This is a genomic window from Janthinobacterium sp. CG_23.4 (assembly GCF_029892305.1).
Taxonomy (GTDB): Bacteria; Pseudomonadota; Gammaproteobacteria; order Burkholderiales; family Burkholderiaceae_D; genus Janthinobacterium; species Janthinobacterium lividum_D.
This window is the reverse complement of the sequence record NZ_JARXUX010000001.1, coordinates 4,610,432-4,630,771: the sequence shown is the minus strand read 5'-3', so window position 1 is coordinate 4,630,771 and position 20,340 is coordinate 4,610,432. Positions and strand designations below refer to the sequence as shown.

Here is a 20,340-nt window from a genome sequence, read left to right as displayed (position 1 = left end):
TATCGGCGTGCTTACCTGAACTCTTCGGCCACCAAGTTGTACTTTTGCATCTTGTGATACAAGGTTTGTTTCGGCAAGCCGAGCACTGCGCTCACTTCGCTGACGTTGCCTGAATAAGTGCGCAGTTCCTGCTCGATCAGCGCGCGTTCGAAGCCGTTGACCTGTTCCGCCAGCGACAAGGGACTGGCCTGGCCGCCCGCCAACAGGCTCGAGGCGCCGCCGGCGATGCCCAGCACGAAGCGGTCGGCGATGTTGCGCAGTTCGCGCACATTGCCGGGCCAGGAATGGGCCATCAGGTTGCGCATTTGTGCGCTGGAGACCACGGGCGCGGCGCGGTTGTAGCGGGCCGCGGCGGCCAGCACGAAGTGCTCGAACAGGATCGGAATGTCTTCGCGCCGTTCGCGCAAAGGCGGCAGATGCAGCACGATCAGATTCAGGCGGTAGTACAGGTCGCTGCGGAATTTCTGCTGCTGCGACAAGTCTTCCAGGTCCAGCTTGGCCGCCGCGATGACGCGCACATCGACGGGTGTGGGCACGTTGGAACCGAGCCGTTCGATATAGCGTTCCTGCAGCACGCGCAGCAATTTCACTTGCAGCGACAGGGGTAGGCTTTCGATTTCGTCGAGGAAAAAAGTGCCCTGGTCCGCGTGCTCGATCTTGCCCACTTGGCGCTTGGCCGCGCCCGTGAACGCGCCCGGCTCGTGGCCGAAGACCTCGCTTTCAAAAATGCTCTCAGGAATCGCGCCGCAATTGACGGCGACGAAGTTGTGCTTGCGGCGGTGGCTGAAGTCGTGCAGGCAGCGGGCCACCATTTCCTTGCCCGTGCCCGTATCTCCATAGATCAGCACGTCGGCCGGTTCGTTTGCTACGTCGAGTATCAGGCGCCGTATGTCGCGCATCGCCATCGAATTACCCAGTAAGCGCGCCTCGATGCCACCGCCGTCTTCGAGCTGGCGGCGCAGCTTATGCACTTCCAGGGTCAATCGCCGCGTTTCCAGCGCGCGCAGGATGACGTCGACCAGTTGCTCGGATGAGTAGGGTTTTTCGATGAAATCGTAGGCGCCCGTGCGCATGGCGTGTACGGCCATGGTGATGTCGCCGTGGCCGGTAACGAGGATCACGGGTAGGTTGGCATCGAGCGTCTTGATCGCTTGCAGCAATTCGAGGCCGCTCATGCCGGGCAGGCGCACGTCGCTGACCACGATGCCGGGGAAATCCGGCGTCAGCAGTTTATACGCCAGCTCGGCCGAGTGGAATGCCAGCACGTCCAGGCCGGCCAGCTGCAGGGCCTGTTCGCTGCCTTCGCGTACGGTGGGGTCGTCTTCGACCAGCAATACCTTCAAGCCGTCAAACATGTTTTTCCTCCTGCGTTGCAATCTGTAGTTCGATGGTGAAGACGGCGCCGCCGCCGGGGGCGTTTTCGGCGCGCAGCAGGCCGCCGAACTGGCGCGTGATTTGGTCCGAAATGGCCAGACCCAGACCGAGTCCCAATCCTTGCGGTTTTGTCGTGAAGAACGGTTCGAACAGGTGCTCGTACACTTCCGTCGACAGGCCCGGCCCCGTATCGGCTACATGGATCAGGACGCGCTCCGGCGTGCATTCGACGCACACGCGCAGGCTGCGCACGTCGCTGCCGTTCATGGCGTCGAGCGCATTGGCGTACAGGTTCACCAGCACCTGTTCCAGGCGGTTGCTTTCGCACATGGCGAAAATGTCTTCCGGCGGCAGGTGCAGGGTGAAACGTACATTTTCAACCTGCAGCCGCCGTTCGACCAGAAACAGGGCGTTGCTGATCGCCGTGGGAATCGAGACGGACGTCAGGCTGGTGGTCGACTTGCGCGCAAAAATCTTCAATTGACCTGTAATGGTTCCCATCCTGGCTGCAATTTGCGAAATCTTCGCCAGATTGCGCCGCGCATCGTCGAGCCGACCCCGTTCCAGCAGGATGACGGCATTGTCAGACATGGTACGCAGCGCCGTCAGCGGCTGGTTCAATTCATGCGTGATGCTGGCTGACATCTGGCCCAGCACAGCCATCTTGCCAGCCTGAAACAGTTCATTTTGCGTGATGTGGAGTTTCTGCTCAGCCTTGCTGCGCACCTCGATTTCCTGGCTCAGGCTTTGCGTCATGGCATGCAGTTCTGCGGTGCGTTCTTCGACCATGGCTTCCAGGTTGTCATAGGCATGCTGCAGGTCTTCGCGGGCACGCAATTTTTGCGTCACGGCTGCGCGGCGCTGGCGCAGGTAAAAGAACAGCAGCATGAAAAAGCCCAGTAGCACGCAGGAGAAAGCCGCCGCCGCGCGCGCGCTGGCCTTGGCCTGCGCCAGGTCGGACAAATAGATGAAGGTCCAGCCTTGCGGGGACTTGAGCTTGATCTGCGTCATCACGCTCGAACTGGTCTTCGTTGGCCTATCGGCGTGTTCCTGTTCGCGCACGCTGATCACGCGCGCCCCATTGCCCAGCTGGCGGTCGGAAACGAAGGGGATGGCTGCCAGCTGCTTCGAGTAATACTGGCGCGTGCGCTTGAGCTCTTCGACGACGGCGGGTGACAGCGGCGCCAAGGTTTTGTACTTCCAGTCCGCCATGGAGCTGAGGAAGATCACGCCGTGCTCATCGGCCAGCATCACCTTGTCGGCACCCTGCACCCAGCGTTTTTCCAGGGTTTCCAGGTTTACCTTCACCGTTGCCAGGCCCAGCATGCGTCCATTCTGGTAGATGCCGTGGGCAAAGAAGTAGCCTGGCTCCAGCCGTGTCGTACCCACGCCGTAGAAGCGGCCGGGCGTGCCGCGCAGGGCATCCTGGGCGTAGGGCCGGAAGGAAATATTGTCGCCGATAAAGCTGTCGTCTTGCTGCCAGTTGCTGGCGGCCCGCGTGTTACCGTCGAGGTTGCTGATAAAAATCGTCGATGATTTCGCCTGGGCATTCATCTGCTCCAGATAATGGTTGACCGTATCGACCAGCGCCGGGTCTTCCGGGTGCTGCAGCAAGCGGATGACGTCGCGGTTCAGTTCCAGGGTCTTGGGCAGGAAGTCGTATTTTTCCAGCGCATTTTCCAGGCTGCTGACGTACACCTCGAGGCGCTGCGCGCCGCTCGCTTGCAGCTTGTCGATGGCGATGCGTTCGGTCCAGAAATACACGAGCCAGACGGTGGCCAGGCAGGCGGCCAGCACCACGCCCCAGGCCAGCGTTTCGCGGGCCGAGCGTTGCGACAGGCGCTGGCGCCAGGAAAGGGAGGGTTTATTACTGCTATGCATAAAATCAGTTGCCAACTTGCAAGAACCCACAGTATCGCATTTAAGTAATTGCGGAAATAAAAAAGCCGCCGGATATGCATCCGGCGGCCTGCGCTGTCACTAGCCGCGATTAGAAAGTATGACGCATGCCCAGGTTAAAGCCGCTGGTGCCGGTGCCATCGTCGGTGGCATTGCCGACGACGAAGGTGGCGCCGTTCTTGTTGCTGATGTGACCGTAACCGGTGTACAGGTCGCTGCGCTTGGACAGGGCGTAGAACGCGCCGATGGCCCACTGCTGGGCGTCACGGTTAGCCTTGCTCTTGTCGTTGTGACGGATGTACGACGCGACCAGCTTGGTGGCGCCGAACGGGGCGCTGAAGCCAACGAGGATGTCGTTGCTCTTGCTGCTGTCGATGGCGCGGTTGTCGGCATAGCCGAAGTTACCTTGCAGCACGCCAAAGTCATAGCGCGTGGCCAGCAGGGTGTTGCGCTTTTGCTTGGCCTGCAAATCTTCCGCGCGGTGGTGCGTCAGGGTCACGTTCAGCGGGCCGTCGATGTAGTGCATGGCACCGCCCATGCTGCGGTTTTTTGCATTGTCGCCGGGTACTTCGCCAAAGCCATACGCCAGTTCGCCCGACAGCTTGTTCCAGGTCGGCGTGCTGTATTGCAGCATGTTATCGACGCGGTAATTCGTCGCCATAATGTTCGACGCCGTGCCAGCGAGGCCGATGACAAACGGATCGGCCACGTCGCGCAGGGCCAGGTAGTACGGAGAATACTGGCGGCCCAGCGTGACGGCGCCGGCGCTGCCGGTCAGGCCGACGTAGGCTTGGCGGCCGAACAGCCGGCCGCCCTGGCCCGAGGTACCGGTATCGATATTGAAACCGCTTTCCAGCACGAAGGTGGCTGCCAGGCCGCCGCCCAGGTCTTCCTTGCCTTTGAAGCCGATGCGCGAACCGGAGGCCACGCCCGAGGCGACGCGGTTCACGCGATCGCCGGCCGCGTCTTTGTCGAACACCAGGCCCGCATCGGCCACGCCGTAGATGTTGACGCTCGATTGCGCCAGGGCACCGCCGGAAGCTGCGCCAAGGGCCAGCAGGGTAAACAGGATTTTTTTCATGAAAATCTCTCTCGTAAGTTGGAATGACTACTGATCGCACTACCTGACTGCTTGTTACTCAACATGGACAACAAATAAATGGCCCGCTTGTGACGGGCCATGGCGCTATCAGGCTTTGCTAGCGTGGTCAGCTTCGCCCCAATGGCTTTCCGTGTTCTGGTTGGCGGCGTTGGCCGCAGCTGCTTCTTCTTCGGTGGCCAGGCCACCTTCCCACTTGGCGACGACGGCCGTGGCGACGGCATTGCCGACCGCGTTGGTGGCCGAGCGACCCATGTCGAGGAATTGGTCGACACCCATCAGCAGCAGCAGGCCCGCTTCCGGAATATTGAACTGGTTCAGGGTAGCGGCAATCACCACCAGCGAGGCGCGCGGCACGCCTGCCATGCCTTTCGAGGTCAGCATCAGCAGCAGCAGCATGGTGATTTGCGTGCCGACCGACAGGTCGATACCGTAGGCTTGCGCAATGAACAGGACGGCAAAGGTGCAGTACATCATCGAGCCATCGAGATTGAAGGAGTAGCCCATAGGCAACACAAAACTGGAAATCTTACGGTCCACGCCGAACTGATCGAGCGCCGTCAGCAATTTTGGATAAGCCGCTTCCGAGCTGGCCGTCGAGAATGCCAGCAGGAATGGTTCGCGGATCAGGCCGACGAGCTTGAAGACGCGCGGGCCGATGACGATGAAGCCGGCACCGATCAGCAAGATCCACAGGCACAGCAAGCCCAGGTAGAAGCCGCCCATGAACTTGGCAAACGTGACCAGTACGCCCAGGCCGTGGGTGGTGATGACGGAGGCCATGGCGGCGAACACGGCCAGTGGGGCCAGGTTCATGATGGTGCCGGTGATGCGCAGCATGACTTGTGCCAGCTGATCGACAACGGCCGTCAGCGTCTTGCCCGATTCGCCCAGGCCGGCCAGTGCGCCGCCGAAGAAGATCGAGAACACCAGCACTTGCAAGATTTCATTGTTGGCCATGGCTTCGATCGGCGACTTCGGCACCAGGTGCGTGAAGAAATCTTTCAAAGTGAAGGCCGCCGTTTTCAAATTGGTCGAAGCGTGTACGTCAGGCAATGGCAAGCCCAGGTTGGTACCCAGCTGCATCAGGTTCGACAGCACCATGCCCAACGCCAGCGAAACGAGCGAGGCAACGACGAACCAGCACATGGCTTTCAAGCCGATGCGGCCCGCTGTCTTGCCGTCGCCCATGTGGGCGATACCGACTGTCAGGGTGGAAAATACCAGCAGCGCAATGATCATCTTGATCAGGCGCAAGAAGACATCGGTGACGATGGAAATATTGCCAGCGATCTGAGCGCTGAGCTTGGCGTCGGGGAAGGCAGTATTGCATCCATAACCGACGGCAATGCCGAGGATCATGGCAATCAGGATGTACAGGGTTAATGGCCGTTTCTTTTTCATGTGGACTCCTCCGGTGAAGCGCCGCTGTGAGCGGATTATTGATTGCGAGCAACTCAAGCTTGGAGTCAATATTTCTCAGAAACAAGCCCTTGCGTACTAGCGATTATTTGCAGCAAAACCTGTACATAGCAAAGGATATGCCTGAAATGCTTCTTTCGGATCTAACTTCTTAAGTTGTTGATTTAAGTGAGCTTTTTTGTTGTAAGGATGTTGCAGCTTAGGCTGCTTGCGCGAAATATTGGACGCGCTCAGGCATCGCCGTATGACTTTTCATACGTTAGTGGCGACAGGCTGTGCCTGCGCCAAAAAGACAAGATTATCAGGACAATAAAAAAGCCCCTCCGAAGAGGGGCTTGGTATGGCGCAATACGTGTTGTATCGATCTTAGAACTTCATATTCGCCGTCAGGCTGAACGAACGCGGCTGGCCTGGGGTGTAGCGGAAGCCAGACTTGTTGATGGCTGCCACATAGGTCTTGTCGGCCAGGTTGTAGGCGTTCAACTGCAAGTCGAGGTTCTTGTTGACGCTATAGGTTGCCATGGCGTCGAAGACCCAGTACCCATCCACGCGGGCCGGGGTGCCGACGGCGCCATCGATGCCGCGCAGCATTTCTCCCACGTAACGCGCGCCGCCGCCGATTTTCAGGCCAAACGGCATGGTGTACGAGGTCCAGCTGCTGAACGATTGTTTCGGCGTGTAGGTGAGGTTATTGATGCCGCTGGCAGTGACGCTGGCGACTCTGTTCGACTCGATCCGGGTGTTCATGCGCGCATAGCCGGCGCTGACCAGCCAGTTAGGCATGACTTCGCCGACCATGCCGATCTCGATACCCTGCACGCGCTTCTTGCCAGTCTGATAGTAGATTTTGTCGACGGGATCTTGTTCCACTTCATTCTTGACGGTGGTCTGGTAGACGGCGGCCGACAACGACAGTTTTTGTTTCAGGAAGTCCCACTTGGTGCCGATTTCCTTGGTGATGGTTTCCTGTGGGTCATATTTCGGGTTTTGTGCGCTGCTGGCGCCGGCGCTCAGGGTAAAGTTAGTGCCCGGTGGCGCTTTTGACGTGGCCAGCAAGGCATATACGCTGCTGTCCGGCGTCGGCTTGTACAGGGCCGAGATCTTGCCGTTGGCTAAGGTATCGCTGAGGGTCAAATGGGTGGGAATCGGCGTGCCCACTGGCAATGGCTGTACCGCAGGCGCGGTCACGGCTGTTTGCAAAGCGACGGCGTCATAGGTGGTGTTGAAATGGTCGAAGCGCGCGCCGCCGTTGAAGATCCACTTGTCGCCGAACTTGATGGTGTCGAAGAGATACACGCTTTGCGTGTTGAATTCGCCTTGGGTGAAGGCGCCGCTGCGCACGGGATTGCGGCCGGTGACGGTGTCATGCGGGTTTGGATTGTACAGATTGGCAGCCGGCAAGGTACCCAGGCTGGCGGCGACATAGCCGTAGTTGGTCTGCTTTTCGCTGGTGAACTCGGCGCCGGCCACCACGGAGTGCTTCAGCACGCCCGTGTCGAATTGTGCGCTGACCACGGTTTGGTTGGTCAAAATCGTATTTTCCTGGTCCTTCACGGTGGGCAGCGAGCGTGCCAGGGTCCAGCTCGACGGATCGTTGGCGACCGGCGTTTTCAGGTTGGCGGTGTTGCCCATGAAGGCTGTCAGCAGGTAGTCTTGCTTGGTCTTGCCGTAGCGCGTGGTGTTCTGGATTTGCACGTTGGGCAAGAAATCATGGTCGATGCGCAAGGTGCCCATGTCGGCCTTGATCTTGTCGTAATCGGCGACGGAACCGTAGAAATTCTTTGGATCGACGCGCGCTGCGCTGTTCAGGAAGGTACGTACGACCGGATTCGTCTTCGAGACGGTGTCTGGCGTCGAGTAGCCTGGCAAGCCGATGGTCGGCACGAGGCCGTCGGGTATATTGTCCTGGTCCACGTGCAGGTAGCTGGCCGTGACGCGCGTTGGCTTGCCGATGCCGAAGGTGACGGTCGGTGCGAAGGCCCAGCGTTTGTTGGTGACTTCATTGCGCGCCGGGCTGCCGCTGTCTTGCGTCATCAGGTTCAGGCGCATGGCCGTGCCCGTATCGCTGTCGAGGACGCGGTTCACATCAGCCGTGGCGCGCTTTTGCTTGCCGCTACCGGCTGTCAGCAGGGAGTTGAACGAGTTCTCCATGGTGGCGGTCTTGCTGACCAGGTTGATCGAGCCGGTAGGCGAACCGCGGCCGCTGTCCGTGCCCGCAGGGCCCTTGAGTACGTCGATCTGTTCGATGTTGAAGACGTCGCGCGAGATGGAACCCACGTCGCGCACGCCATCGACATAGATGCTGCTAGACGCATCGAAGCCGCGCATGTAGACGGCGTCGCCGGTGTTGGTGTTACCGTTTTCGCCGAGGAAGAAGGTGCCCACGCCCGGCGTGCTGCGCAGCGCATCCGTCAGGGTCAGCGCGCCTTGCTGCTCGATCAATTCTTTCTTGATGACGACGATGGTTTGCGCCGTATTGACCAGCTCTTCCGTGTATTTTGGCGACGAGGCTTTTTCAGCCTTGAAATCATTTTCCTTGGAACCCACGACCTTGATTTCGTTCAGGGTTTGCTGCGCTGCCGGGGCACTCTGGCCGGCCGGGTCGGCCGCCTGGGCGGCGACGGGCAGCAGCATCACGGCCAGGGCGGCGCCGAGGTGCTGGTTGAAGCGGGTAGGGGCGTTTTTGCGGCTCTTGATTGCCATATTGCTCTCTCGATAAGTTCAGGGTAGTGGTTCCTGGCTGGCTCTGCGACGCGGTGTTGGCACGCGGGCAAGTGGCTGGCGACGGAGACGGAATAGACATATTGTAATAAATGGGAGTCGTTTCGTAAATGAGAATCGTTATCAGTATCGTTTACGCAACGGATTGGCGATGCCGCCAAAAAAAATACCCGCATGGCGTATGAGTGCTTGCGTTGCTGGCCGGCCGCTGCTATATGCGCAAGCCTCCTGGCGCGGGAGTATCCTGGGAGTATCTTGGGAGTATCATAAGCAACCTTGACCAACCTCATCCCAGCATGCTGCATACTCCCGATGCCTTTGTCGCGCTGATCGATGCGCCCGAACCGGCTCCGGCCGCCACCGAGATACTCACGTTTGTCTTTCACCGCGGGCGCTTGCTGTTGCATACGCCGCAATTGCGCTTGCCCACTGCCGCCGAGGTGGCTGTACTGGGTATCGCCGTCGGCGTCGACCGCGCGCAGCCCGTGGGTCTGTGGCAGGGCCGCTATTGCCAGACCGTCTGGACCGATGAGGAGTCGCTGCCCGCCGATAGCCCCCTGGCCTGGCACGGCATGCGCGCGCTTTTCAATGCCGTCGATGATGCCTTGCTGGGCCTGGCCAGTCGCGCCGCGCAACTGGCCGAGTGGGCGCGCACGCACCGCCATTGCGGTGTCTGCGCCACGCCCATGCAGCGCACGCGCGGTGAACGCTGCTTCACGTGCGCCGCCTGCGGCATGCTGGCGTACCCGCGCATTTCGCCGGCCATGATGGTGCTCATACGCAAGGGCGAGCAAGTGTTGCTGGCCATGCACAAGCACTCGCCATCGCAGCGTTTCAGCCCACTTGCCGGTTTTTTGGAAGCGGGCGAATCGATCGAGGAAGCCGTGCACCGCGAAGTGATGGAAGAGGTGGGCTTGCGCGTGCATAACTTGCAATACTTCATGAGCCAGTCCTGGCCGTTCCCGCATTCGCTGATGATCGCGTTTACGGCCGATTACCTCGATGGCGAGATTCGCCTGGACGACAATGAGATCGCCGAGGCGCGCTGGTTCGGCCCCGGCGATGCCTGGCCGGAAGCGAGTTCCAGCGTGTCGATTTCTGCGCTGCTAGTGCGCGCGCACCGCCCGCCGGCAGCGTAGTCATGCAAGGGGCTGCCGGGGCAGCGCCTGCCGCATTTTCTCGCCTTTTCTTATACTCGACGCCGCCCTGACGGCGTCCGCCTGCAATGCGCTGTCACCGCTTTCCCCCCGTCTGGGGCCGCCGCGATCTTGCCGCACATCGCCGTGACTACCCTCAGGCAGCGAGGCTATGCATCAGTAGCGATAATCGTTGACAAAGTGCTTGGTGAAGTTGTACTTGCTGCCGCCGTCGAGCAAATCGACCAGGCGTTTTGGCGCTGCGGCCGACATGAAGGCGTCGGCTGCGCCGCCCGTGCTGCGAAACCGCATGCCCGGGCTGAGGATCTGGTTGGCGCCGATTTTCAGGTGCTGGAAGCTTTTCGTCTTTTCATTGTTGAGGATGAAGTGCAATTCCTGCTTGAAGGTCAGGAAGGGAATCTTCAGCCACCAGCCTTCGTCCGTGCCATAGCTGGCGACGCTGGCAAAATGCGTGTTCTTGTCCGTCAGGGTCGGCTTGCCCAGGCGGTCGTTGATGCGTTTCATGGCTTCATTCTTGGTCATGCTGTTCTTTCGTGATTCATCGTGTATCCGGTGCGCATTTTGACACAGGCGCGCTACCCTCGGCTGTTTTGCGGCAGCCTATCTGCATACGTTTTTATTGCAGCGCAATATTAATTATTGCAACATATTAACAACAATAAGGGAAAAACATTGCTTCCCGGCATTGTCAAAAATATTAGTTCGAGCGTATGCTGGGTCGTCTGAACGGTGCCGCAAGAGCACCGTCGCCGCCGCATACCTGGCCGCAGAGCCGAGTAAGCAACAAGCCCCTTTGCCGCACATACAGTTGGAGACAGCACATGAAGAAATTGACGTTTCGGCAGAAGTTATGGATTCCCCTGATTTGCAGCCTGATATGCATCAGCGTAATTTTTGTCTATAACGCGCTGGAAATTCGCAAGATTCGCATCGAAGAGCGCAGCGCCGACCTGAGCAATGCCGCCGACTTGGGCCTGGGCGCCGTCAAGATGTTCGGCGACCTCGCCGCCAGCGGCGCCTTGACGAAGGACGAGGCGCAAAAGCAGGCCAGTGCCGTCATCAAGAGCATGCGTTTTGGCGAGACCGGTTATTTGTCCATCATCAACCTCGACGCCATTGTCGTCATGAATCCCGCCGCGCCGCAAACTAACGGCAAGAATATGGCGGACTTCAAGGATGCCAACGGCACCTATCTGTATCGCGACATCGTTGCCGTCGGCAAGAGCGATGCCGGCAAGGGTTTCGTTCACTATTACTTCCCCCGTCCGGGCCAGAAAAATCCGGAACCGAAGATGAGCCGCGTGGTCGCTTACAAACCGTGGGCCTGGACCCTGGTGGTGGGCGTCTACATGGACGATATCGACGCAGCCTTTCGCCAGTCGCTGTTGACCTCGCTGGGCGTGCTGCTGCTGGTATGCGCGCTGCTCGCTGCCATCGTCGTGGCGATCAACCGCAGCCTGCGCCATGCCATGGGCGGCGACCCTGAATATGCGGCCGAGGTGGCGGAAAAGATCGCCAACAACGACTTGAGCGGCAATGTGCGCACGCATGCCAACGACCGCCACAGCGTGCTGTATGCGATGAAAACCATGCAAGCCAATCTGGTCGATGCGATCAGTGAAATCCGCCACAGCGCCGATACGATAGCCACGGCATCGAGCGAGATTGCCAGCGGCAATATGGACTTGTCGGCGCGCACGGAAATGCAAGCCAGTGCGCTGGAAGAAACGGCCGCTTCGATGGAGGAATTGACCTCGACCGTGACACAAAATGCGGGCAATGCCGAGCAGGCGAATGCGCTGGCGCAGTCCGCTTCGGCCGTGGCCCGCCAGGGCGGTGCCGTGGTGTCGCAAGTGATCGGCACCATGGACACCATCAATGCCTCGTCGCGCAAGATCGTCGATATCATCGGCGTCATCGACGGCATCGCCTTTCAGACCAATATCCTGGCCTTGAACGCAGCCGTGGAAGCGGCCCGCGCGGGCGAGCAGGGGCGCGGCTTTGCGGTGGTGGCGTCGGAAGTGCGTAATCTGGCCCAGAGGTCCGCTGGCGCAGCGAAGGAAATCAAGGAACTCATCGGCGCTTCCGTCGACAGTATCGCAGCCGGCAGCACCCTGGTCGCCCAGGCGGGCACGACGATGGATCAGGTAGTGGCCAGCGTCTCGCGCGTGACCGACATCATGGCCGACATCACGGCCGCCTCGCACGAGCAAAGCACGGGCATCGGCCACGTCAACCAGGCGATCACGGAAATGGATAGTGTGACGCAGCAAAATGCGGCACTGGTGGAAGAGGCGGCGGCCGCGGCGTCCAGCATGCAAGACCAGGCGGCCGTTCTGGCGCAACTGGTCGCGCGCTTCAAGCTGTCGGCGCAGGAGCCGGCGACGGCGTCGCGCCTGGCTGCCGCTGGCGCGCCACGCGCCGTGGCGAAAAAGCCGCTGCGCAGCCTGGCAGCGCGCTAATTTACTGAGCCGGCGCCGCAGCTGGCGGCGCCGCTTCGAACTCCAGCTTGTCATCGACGACGACGAATTGCCCGACCGGCTGGCCCAGGTCGGCTTGCGGGTCGTTTTCCATTTCCGTCAGATCATTGCAGGTAGTCGTTTGCGCCTGCCACAATTGCTCGCCCATGCGGATATTCCACAGGCCATCGCCAGCCGCAAACAGCTCGACCTTGATGTCGGCCGCTGCCTCGCTCGACAGAATATGCAGGCGCTGGCATTGCGGCAAATTGGTGGCCATCAGCTGTACTTCTACGCTATCTTGCCAAAAATAACGTTGCTGACGGCGTATAGTCAGGGAATGCTCCTGGCCGTCGAACATATAGATGGCGAAATCCTGGACACAGCCTGACAGCAGGATGGATAGCATGACGATCAGGAGTTTGCGCATGGTCGGCTTTCTTGGTATGTGCTCTGGAATGTTGGGCTGGCTGCGTGATGGCGGCAGTGGGTGCTTACCCTGCCTCGGGCGCCATCTTGTTTTTTGCTGACGTGGCATTATAGCCATGCACACCAGCTGCGGTGCGATAATCTCCAAGCGCGCCCCGCCGACAAGCTTAGCATTCTACCCACACTAAGAGAGCACGATGATCGACCTTTACTATTGGACCACGCCCAACGGGCACAAAGTCACGATGTTCCTGGAAGAAACGGGCATCGCCTGCAACATCATTCCCGTACACATTGGCAAGGGCGATCAATTCAAGCCTGAATTTCTTGCCATCGCACCCAACAACCGCATCCCCGCCATCGTCGACCACGCGCCGGAAGATGGCGGCGCACCCCTGTCGCTGTTCGAATCGGGCGCCATCTTGCAATACTTGGCCGAGAAAAGCGGGCAATTCTTGCCGGCGGGCGCACGCGCACGCGCCGAGGTGATGCAATGGCTGTTCTGGCAAATGGGCGGACTGGGGCCCATGGCCGGACAAAACCACCATTTCGTGCAATATGCGCCCGAACCCATCGACTATGCCATCACGCGTTATGTGAACGAAACGAACCGCTTGTATGGCGTGCTGAACAAGCGCCTGGCCGATCGCGTCTTCGTTGCCGGTGACACGTATTCGATCGCCGACATGGCGATTTACCCATGGATCGTGCCGCATGCGCGCCAGCGCCAGAAGCTGGAAGACTTCCCGCACTTGGCGCGCTGGTTCGCCGCCATTGCCGCCCGTCCTGCGACCGTGCGCGCGTATGCGCGGGCGGCCGAAATCAATGTGCAGCCCACCGTCAGCGACGATGCGAAAAGCGTGCTGTTCGGCCAGACGGCGAAAACGCTAGGCTAAGTTTCAGTTGCTCCTCAGTTACCCCGATACGTGGAAAAGCCGAAAGGGCTGAGCAGCAGCGGTATGTGGTAGTGCTGGTCCGTCTTCTCCACGTGGAATTGCACGGGGATTTCCGGAAAGAATGTTTCCTGTTTCAGGCGCGCATAGTGCTCGCCCGTCTTGAAGACGATGCGGTAGTCGCCCGCCTGCATGGCGCTGTTTTCCGGATACATGGCGGCGATGCGCCCTTGCGTATTCGTCACGCCGCTCGACAGTGGTTTCCAGCCGTCGCCCTGCTTTTGCTCCAGGGTCACCGTGACGCCCTGCGTTGGCTGGCCGCTCTGCAGGTCGAGGATGTGCACGCTCAAGGGATTGGCGGCGGCCATGGCCATGCCAGACAGGCTGGCGAAAGCCAGGGCGGCAGTGATTTTTTTCAGATAAGTCATCGTCGTTTCTTTCAGGGTGTGGGGAGATCGAGTTCAGGGACGGCGGCCAAGGCAGCTCGGGCGCAGGCACGGTCGGGCAGGGCGCCACCGCCGCCGGCGACGCCGATGGCGCCCACCACTTGCCCCTGGGCCATCAAGGGCAGGCCGCCGCCCAGCAGCAGCAACTCTGGCATGCTGCTCAAATTGTGCATGTCCGGGTTGCCGCGCGCGGCAACGGCCAGCGTGTAGGTGTCGCTTTTGGTGGACAAGGCCGTGTACGCCTTGCGCCGGCTCGCCTCTGTGTTGTGTGGCCCGACGCCATCGGCGCGTTGCACGACAACGATGTTGCCGCCACGGTCCACTACGGTGACGACGATGTGCCGCCCTTGCGCCTGGCACGCGGCCATGGCCGCATCGGCAAGCTTGCTTGCCGATGCCAGCGACACGTCATTGATGCTGCGCAATTGCGCGTGTGCGGGACTGGCCAGCAGGCAGAGCAGGGTACTGCCGAGTAAAAGTGTTTTCATCTGGCATCCTTGGGATAAAGTGACATCAGTATGGCCAGTGTTACCCTACGAGAAGATGATCGCCAGATGACATTTTTATCATCTGCAGCGCGTGGCGCGCGGCGTAAAATAGCGCGATATTCTCACTCGAAAGCCGCCATGCGCATCCTGGTCATAGAAGACGAACCAAAGACGGGCGACTATTTGCTGCGCGGCCTGGCCGAGTCCGGCTTTACGGTCAGCCTGGCGCGCAATGGGCGCGATGGCCTGCACATGGCAGGCACAGAAGCGCCCGATTTGATCGTGCTCGACGTCATGCTGCCCATCATGGATGGCTGGCAAGTCTTGCGCGCGTTGCGGCTGCAGGAGGGTGGCGCGGATGTACCCGTGATTTTTCTCACGGCGCGCGATGAAGTGCAGGACCGCGTCAAAGGATTGGAACTGGGCGCCGACGATTACCTGGTCAAACCATTCGCCTTTGCCGAACTGGTGGCGCGCATCCGCACTCTGCTGCGGCGCGGACCACCGCGTGAAGACGAGGTCATGCGCATCGGCGACATGGAAATCGACGTCATGAAACGCAAGGTCAGCCGGCAAGGACAGCGCATCACCTTGACGGCCAAGGAATTTGGTTTGCTGCATTTGCTGGCGCGGCGCCAGGGCGAGGTGTTGTCGCGTTCCATCATCGCCTCGCAAGTGTGGGATATCAATTTCGAGAGCGACACCAACGTCATCGATGCCGCCATCCGCCGCCTGCGCAGCAAGCTCGACGATCCGTTCGAACCCAAGCTGATCCACACCTTGCGCGGCATGGGCTATGTCTGCGAATTGCGCGCGCCGTCCGTGCCCGTGGCGCCTGACGCTGGTAGCGCCGCATGACGCTGGCGCAACTGCGTCGCTCGCTGACCCTGCGCGTCACGCTTGTCTTCGTGCTGATCGTGGCGCTCGTATCGGCCGGCCTGGGCATGCATCTGTACCGTTCATTCGTGGCGGAAATCGAGCGCCGCGACGACATTTTATTGCTGGGAAAACTGCGGCAAATCCAGCAGTTGCTGGGCAATGCGGGCACCCTCGATATCATCCGCGAACGGCCGCAGTATTTCCGCGACACCATGAGCGGGCAAGAGAATTCGCTGGTGCGCATCGTGCGTGCCGATGGCACGCGTTTGATCGATGTCAATCCGCATGGCGAGAACGTGGTGCGTCTTGTTCCCGTGCCTGTCGATGCAGCCGTCACGGCCAACGACATCGCCAGCTGGACCAGCCGCGACGGCTATCCGGCCAGGGTCGTGGCGGCCAGCGCGCGCATCGGCGATCCGGCGCAAATGGCCGACATTAGCGTTGCCCGCGTGTACGGCGACCGCACGTCCATGTTTGCCGCCTACCGCTGGCAGATCGTCGTCTCCGTCGCCGTCAGCGCGCTGGTGGCGGCGATACTGGCCAGCGTCATGTTGCTGCGGGGATTGCGCCCGCTGCGTAATATCGCTGCCCATGCGGCCCTGGTAAGGCCCGGCAAGCTGGAGCAGCAACTGGAGGCGCGCGGCGCGCCGACAGAACTGTTGCCGTTGATCCAGGCGCTCAATGCCATGCTGGCGCGCTTGCAGGAAGGTTACGCGCGGCTGTCGCAGTTTTCCGCCGACCTGGCGCATGAATTTCGCACGCCCGTTACCAATTTGCTGGGGCAAAGCCAGGTGATGCTGGCGCGTCCTCGCAGCGCGCTTGAGTATGAACAACTGGTGTCGTCGAATGTGGAAGAGCTGGAACGGCTGTCGCGCATGATCGACAGCATGCTGTTTCTGGCGCGCGCGCAGCAAGATGAAATGATACTCGTCAAGCAGGATTTGCCCGTGCAGGACGAGTTTTTAAGGCTGGCCGATTTCTTTGAGGGCCTGGCCGAAGAGCGCGGGCTGGCGCTGGCTTGCCACGGCAGCGGCAGAGTGACGGCCGAGCCGCAACTGCTGCGCCGCGCATTGGGCAATTTGCTGTCGAATGCGATACGCCACGCGGCGCCGGGCAGCACGGTCTTGCTGCGTTCGCATACGACACACGAGGGCGTGGAATTGAGCGTGAGCAACCTGGGAGCGGCCATCCCCGCGCGCCACTTGCCGCATCTGTTCGAGCGGTTTTACCGCGCCGATCCGGCCCGCAGCGATTCGGCCGCCTCCACCGGTCTGGGGCTGGCCATCGTCACGGCCATCATGCAGTTGCATGGCGGCAGCGCGACGGTCGCATCCGACGCGGCCGCCACGACATTTACCCTCGTTTTCCCGGCGTAATTGACTGGGGTGGTGTCGGATTACGCTACGCTAATCCGACCTACGCCGCATTCCAGCGCAGGGTAGGTCGGATTAGCGAGGCGAAGCCACGCGTAATCCGACAAGAGCCGCCAATAATATTGTCGGATTACGTGGTTCCGCATGGTCTCGGGGCCGTTATCCCATTTCCACCAAAAACTCATGCATGCCCGTATGCGGCAATTGCGCACACGCCGGCGCAAAGTGCGGCAACTGGCCCCACAGCAAAGGGTTGCCGACGATGTACACATGATGCTGGGCGCGTGTCAGGGCCACGTTGAGCAGGTTCGGCGTACTGGCCGCCCATTGCGCGGCACCGGCCGTACTGTCGTCGGCGCCGAGGACCAGCATCACCACGCTTTGCTCCTTGCCCTGGAAGGTGTGCACGGTGCCCACCATCTGGCTGCTCCACTGGCGCAATTCGTGCGCCGTCGGCGCCTTGCCATAGCCGAGGCGGCGGTCCCAGTCCAGGTCCATGATGCGCGAACGTAATTCGTTGCGCACCGCCTTGAATGGCGTAATCACATACATCTCGGGCAGCTTGCCGTCGCGGCGGTAGAGTTTCAATAACACTTCCAGCACGAAATCGAGTTGCACTGGCACTACCTGCTTGTAGCTGACGGGGCCGACGGCGTCGATCCAGCGGCTGGGGCCTCGCGTCAGGCCGCGCGCGCTGGCCGGCGGTGTGCGTTGGCTCAAACCGTAGACCATCTTGTCTTCATACGCGATGCTGTTGGCCAGCGAAAACATCGGCTCGACGCAGCGGCGATGCACGCGCAGGGGGCTGCCTATCCACAAGGGCTGGGCGCTGCCGGCGCCGACATGCGCGCCATAAGCGTTGGCTTTGTCGGCCAGCGTCTGCACGGAAACGGCAGTCGGCGCGTAACTGCCATCGCGTGTATGCGGCGACAGGGCCGACAGGCTTTGCACGAGGCCGGCCGGCACCGTAAACACGGGTTCAATCTGCAGTGGGTCGCCCACGACAACGGCGCGTTTGGCGCGCCACAGACTACCGAGCGCCGCTTGCGGCACGGCTTGGCCCGCTTCATCGATGAATAGCCAGCCCAGCGATTCGGCGCCCATGCCCTGGAATTGACGCGCGAACGAAGCGAACGTGGTCGATACGACAGGCACTACCATGAACAGGCTGTGCCAGACCATGGCGATATGCGACGGGTCGTAGGCACGTTTGTTTTTGAGCAATTTCGACACGGCCAGCAAGTTGCCGCCAAAGCCGGGGCCGCCCTTTTTCGCCACTTCAGCCAGCCACGCTTCGTGCAGGGCCAGGGCCTTGGCGAACAGGCGCGAGCGCAGGCGCGCCAGCGCCGGTTCATGCCACAGGCCGTCAATTTGCAGCGCGTCTCCGTCCAGCTCGTCCAGGCTCGCCGGCGCGATGATGGTGGGAAAGCGCATGCGCGCGCGGCGCAGCAATTCCGTGCTGTCATCCCATTCGCGCTGGCGCGATTGTGCCGTGCGCAGGGCGATGTGCAGGCTGTGGCGTGCGCGCTCGCAGCGCGGCTCCAGTTCGCCCTTCAGCAGCAGCTTGATAGCGGACACGTCGCGCGCGGCCTGGCGCTGCGCTTCGGCGTTGGCGATGACGGCGTCCTTGTAAGCGCGCGCTGCTGTGGTGCGCAACAGACGGGCAAAGAAACCGGGCTGTGTCAGCGCTACCAGGCGTTCTTCTTCCAGCAATTCCTTCTTGCTGGCGAGCAAGGTGTCCTGCTGCGCCAGCGCGGTGGCCAGGGCGCCATTCGCAGCATCCATCTCTTGTTCGGCAGCAATCAGCGCTTGCTGGCTGGCCTGGATGAAGTCAGCTTCCGTGCAGGTGCCCACGGCTTGCCACAGGGCCGCATATTGGGCTTGTTCGGCCAGCGTCTTTTCCACCACGTGTTGCGTTTCGCGAAACTCGCGCGCCGCCTGGGCGAAGCTGACGCCCTGGTAGCTGGCCAGCCATTGGCGGATATTCTGTGCGTTCGACGTCTTGCGCGCCGTACTCTTGTCCCAGTCGTCGTCATAAAAATTGCTGACGAAGCGGCGGCGGTTTGCGCTATTGCCCAGCGCACAAGACATCAAGCCCCACGGCGCTTCCGTCTCGCTCAAGGCGCGGTTGGCGCCATTGCCGTCGGCCATGACGCGGCGCGCGACGCTTTCAAAATAGCGCGTGCGCGCCCATTCCTTGCCCAGCTGTTTCGGTTTCGGCAGGTCGCCGGAAATGTTTTCCACTGCCGCATTATTCGACGAGGCGACGACCATTTCAAAGCCCGTCAGTTCCGGGCGCAAACGCGCGATGGTAATCGGATCGCGCACGCCTTCGAAGGCCACGGCCACCTTGCCGATGAAGGCGTCGCCAGCGCGGTCCAGGCAGGACAGCACGGCCGCTCGGCGCACGATGTTGTCGGCGAACAATTCGCGCAATAACGTTGTCTTGCCCGTGCCCGGTGGCCCGTTGACGGAAAAGATGCCGCGTTCTTGCAAGCCTGTGCGCGCGCCGTGGATGGCGAACTGCTGCATCAAGCTCATGGCATAGCTGGCGTCTTCCAGCCAGTGTCCCCGGTTCATATTGGCCGGATTGAGCATGGCGGCCAGTGCCTGGCGTCCGGCCGGGCTGTACAGGTCGATGCGTTCGTCGTGCGCCAGCGGCGTCAGATAGGCGGCCACGGTGGCTGGAAGCTTGCCGCCGCGCAAGGCGCGGATGATCTGTTCCAGGTCATCGAGGTAAAAGCTGTTGAGGATATCGATCGATGTTTCCACCGCGTCGCCAAAGTCCAGGCTGCGGCTCTGGCTCGACTCAAGCGTCGCGGCGTTCGCCACGGCGGCGCGTTTTTTGCGCGTGCGTAATTCGAGCACGGCCAGCGGTTGTCCGGCCGACGGGTGGAAACCGGCCCAGTCGCGCAGCAGGTCGGCCAGGGCCGCGATTTCCATGCCGGACAGCGGAGATGAGCTATTGCCCGCTTCGTCCGTCACTTGCTGCGGCGTGCGGCTGGCGGCGAAATTGCGCAAGCTGTCCTGCAGTACCAGCTGGCTATCGCTGAAGGCGTCCAGGCTCAGGCCCGACCAGTCCGGTGTACGCGCGCGGCCCAGCGCCCACGGCAAGGTCGATACGGACACGGGGTCGAACTGCGGCTCACCGAGTGCATTCAGGGATAAGCGGGCAAAGCAGGAGCGTCCCAGCAGTTCCGTTTTTTCTGTTTCGGCCAGCTTTTCCGGGCCGTTGGCCGGCGGGCATGCCTGCAAGATTTCCGCCTTGTCGAAGACGCCCAAAAAGAGTTGAAAGCCTTCAATTTCACGGTCGGACGGGACTTGCCATTGCGTGGCGAACTGCAGCGGCAGTTGCGCCAGCTGTTCGCGGTGCAGGAGACGCACGGTGGACTGGTCTTCAACGTCCGTGATTTGATTCAGGTCAAACGGGATAAAGAATTCGATCTTGTGCCAATACTCCAGGATAGCCAGGAGGCGTTGCTGTTCTGCCTGATTCATGATGACCAATAGTTTGTAAAGCGAGCGGGGATTGTAAAGCGTCTGCGCGCTGCACGTTTTGCACTTTCGCCTATTGCGCGGGCTTTGCCGCAAAAAAAGTGCTGTTTGCAGACGAAAAAAAAAGTCAGCCGGTAACTTCCTGCCGGGCCTGCACGTCTGCGGGGGCTTGCCATGACTTGGCACGTTTCCCATCGGCTCTCGGC

At 60.8% G+C, this 20,340-nt stretch carries 15 protein-coding genes; 5 read left to right on the top strand and 10 right to left on the bottom strand.

Going from position 1 to position 20,340, the window contains the following annotated elements; all coding sequences use genetic code 11:
* Positions 1-11 precede the first annotated feature (11 nt).
* The 5 genes from H4V96_RS20735 to H4V96_RS20715 form a co-directional block, all read right to left on the bottom strand.
* Positions 12-1,355: a sigma-54 dependent transcriptional regulator gene (locus H4V96_RS20735; RefSeq protein ID WP_196856580.1), complete on the bottom strand. Its 1,344-nt coding sequence runs from the start codon at positions 1,353-1,355 to the stop codon at positions 12-14.
* Entirely contained in the window at positions 1,348-3,255 is a 1,908-nt protein-coding gene (locus H4V96_RS20730) for an ATP-binding protein (protein WP_196856581.1), read from the bottom strand. The genes H4V96_RS20735 and H4V96_RS20730 overlap by 8 nt, the downstream gene beginning before the upstream one ends.
* A 109-nt stretch (positions 3,256-3,364) precedes the next feature.
* A complete protein-coding gene (locus tag H4V96_RS20725) occupies positions 3,365-4,354 on the bottom strand; it encodes a porin (protein ID WP_196856582.1) in 990 nt (329 codons plus the stop codon).
* A 108-nt stretch (positions 4,355-4,462) separates the two neighbouring features.
* Positions 4,463-5,776 (bottom strand): dicarboxylate/amino acid:cation symporter, encoded by a 1,314-nt coding sequence (locus H4V96_RS20720; RefSeq protein ID WP_196856583.1) that lies wholly within the window; start codon positions 5,774-5,776, stop codon positions 4,463-4,465.
* A gap of 384 nt (positions 5,777-6,160) precedes the next feature.
* A complete protein-coding gene (locus tag H4V96_RS20715) occupies positions 6,161-8,497 on the bottom strand; it encodes a catecholate siderophore receptor Fiu (RefSeq protein ID WP_196856584.1) in 2,337 nt (778 codons plus the stop codon).
* A 314-nt stretch (positions 8,498-8,811) separates the two neighbouring features.
* Here H4V96_RS20715 and nudC point away from each other — a divergent pair, with 314 nt between their 5' ends.
* Entirely contained in the window at positions 8,812-9,654 is an 843-nt protein-coding gene (gene nudC / locus H4V96_RS20710; protein WP_070346057.1) for an NAD(+) diphosphatase, read from the top strand.
* Positions 9,655-9,828: 174 nt separating this feature from the next.
* Here nudC and H4V96_RS20705 read toward each other — a convergent pair whose 3' ends face one another.
* Positions 9,829-10,194 carry a hypothetical protein gene (locus H4V96_RS20705; protein WP_010402034.1) on the bottom strand — a complete coding sequence of 122 codons (366 nt, stop codon included), beginning with the start codon at positions 10,192-10,194 and terminating at the stop codon, positions 9,829-9,831.
* A 299-nt stretch (positions 10,195-10,493) separates the two neighbouring features.
* Here H4V96_RS20705 and H4V96_RS20700 point away from each other — a divergent pair, with 299 nt between their 5' ends.
* Positions 10,494-12,134 carry a methyl-accepting chemotaxis protein gene (locus H4V96_RS20700; protein ID WP_010402032.1) on the top strand — a complete coding sequence of 547 codons (1,641 nt, stop codon included), beginning with the start codon at positions 10,494-10,496 and terminating at the stop codon, positions 12,132-12,134.
* Between the two features lies 1 nt (position 12,135).
* On the opposite strand, the gene H4V96_RS20695 is transcribed toward H4V96_RS20700, so the two are convergent.
* Positions 12,136-12,561: a hypothetical protein gene (locus H4V96_RS20695; protein ID WP_010402030.1), complete on the bottom strand. Its 426-nt coding sequence runs from the start codon at positions 12,559-12,561 to the stop codon at positions 12,136-12,138.
* Positions 12,562-12,757: 196 nt separating this feature from the next.
* Between H4V96_RS20695 and H4V96_RS20690 the strand changes: the two genes are divergently transcribed.
* The gene (locus tag H4V96_RS20690) at positions 12,758-13,456 is read left to right on the top strand and encodes a glutathione binding-like protein (RefSeq protein ID WP_196856585.1); all 699 of its coding nucleotides are present in this window, start codon (positions 12,758-12,760) and stop codon (positions 13,454-13,456) included.
* Between the two features lie 14 nt (positions 13,457-13,470).
* Here the strand turns inward: H4V96_RS20690 and uraH are convergent, their stop codons facing one another.
* Both uraH and H4V96_RS20680 read right to left on the bottom strand, forming a co-directional pair.
* Positions 13,471-13,881 (bottom strand): hydroxyisourate hydrolase, encoded by a 411-nt coding sequence (gene uraH / locus H4V96_RS20685; protein ID WP_010402026.1) that lies wholly within the window; start codon positions 13,879-13,881, stop codon positions 13,471-13,473.
* Between the two features lie 11 nt (positions 13,882-13,892).
* Entirely contained in the window at positions 13,893-14,387 is a 495-nt protein-coding gene (locus H4V96_RS20680) for a heme-binding protein (RefSeq protein ID WP_196856586.1), read from the bottom strand.
* 138 nt (positions 14,388-14,525) lie between these two features.
* Between H4V96_RS20680 and H4V96_RS20675 the strand changes: the two genes are divergently transcribed.
* Complete coding sequence (locus H4V96_RS20675; protein ID WP_010402024.1) at positions 14,526-15,245, top strand: heavy metal response regulator transcription factor; 720 nt, start codon at positions 14,526-14,528, stop codon at positions 15,243-15,245.
* Entirely contained in the window at positions 15,242-16,642 is a 1,401-nt protein-coding gene (locus tag H4V96_RS20670) for a heavy metal sensor histidine kinase (RefSeq protein ID WP_196856588.1), read from the top strand. Before H4V96_RS20675 ends, H4V96_RS20670 begins: the two co-directional genes overlap by 4 nt.
* A 156-nt stretch (positions 16,643-16,798) precedes the next feature.
* On the opposite strand, the gene H4V96_RS20665 is transcribed toward H4V96_RS20670, so the two are convergent.
* Entirely contained in the window at positions 16,799-20,137 is a 3,339-nt protein-coding gene (locus H4V96_RS20665; protein WP_280721136.1) for an AAA domain-containing protein, read from the bottom strand.
* Between the last annotated feature and the right edge of the window lie 203 nt (positions 20,138-20,340).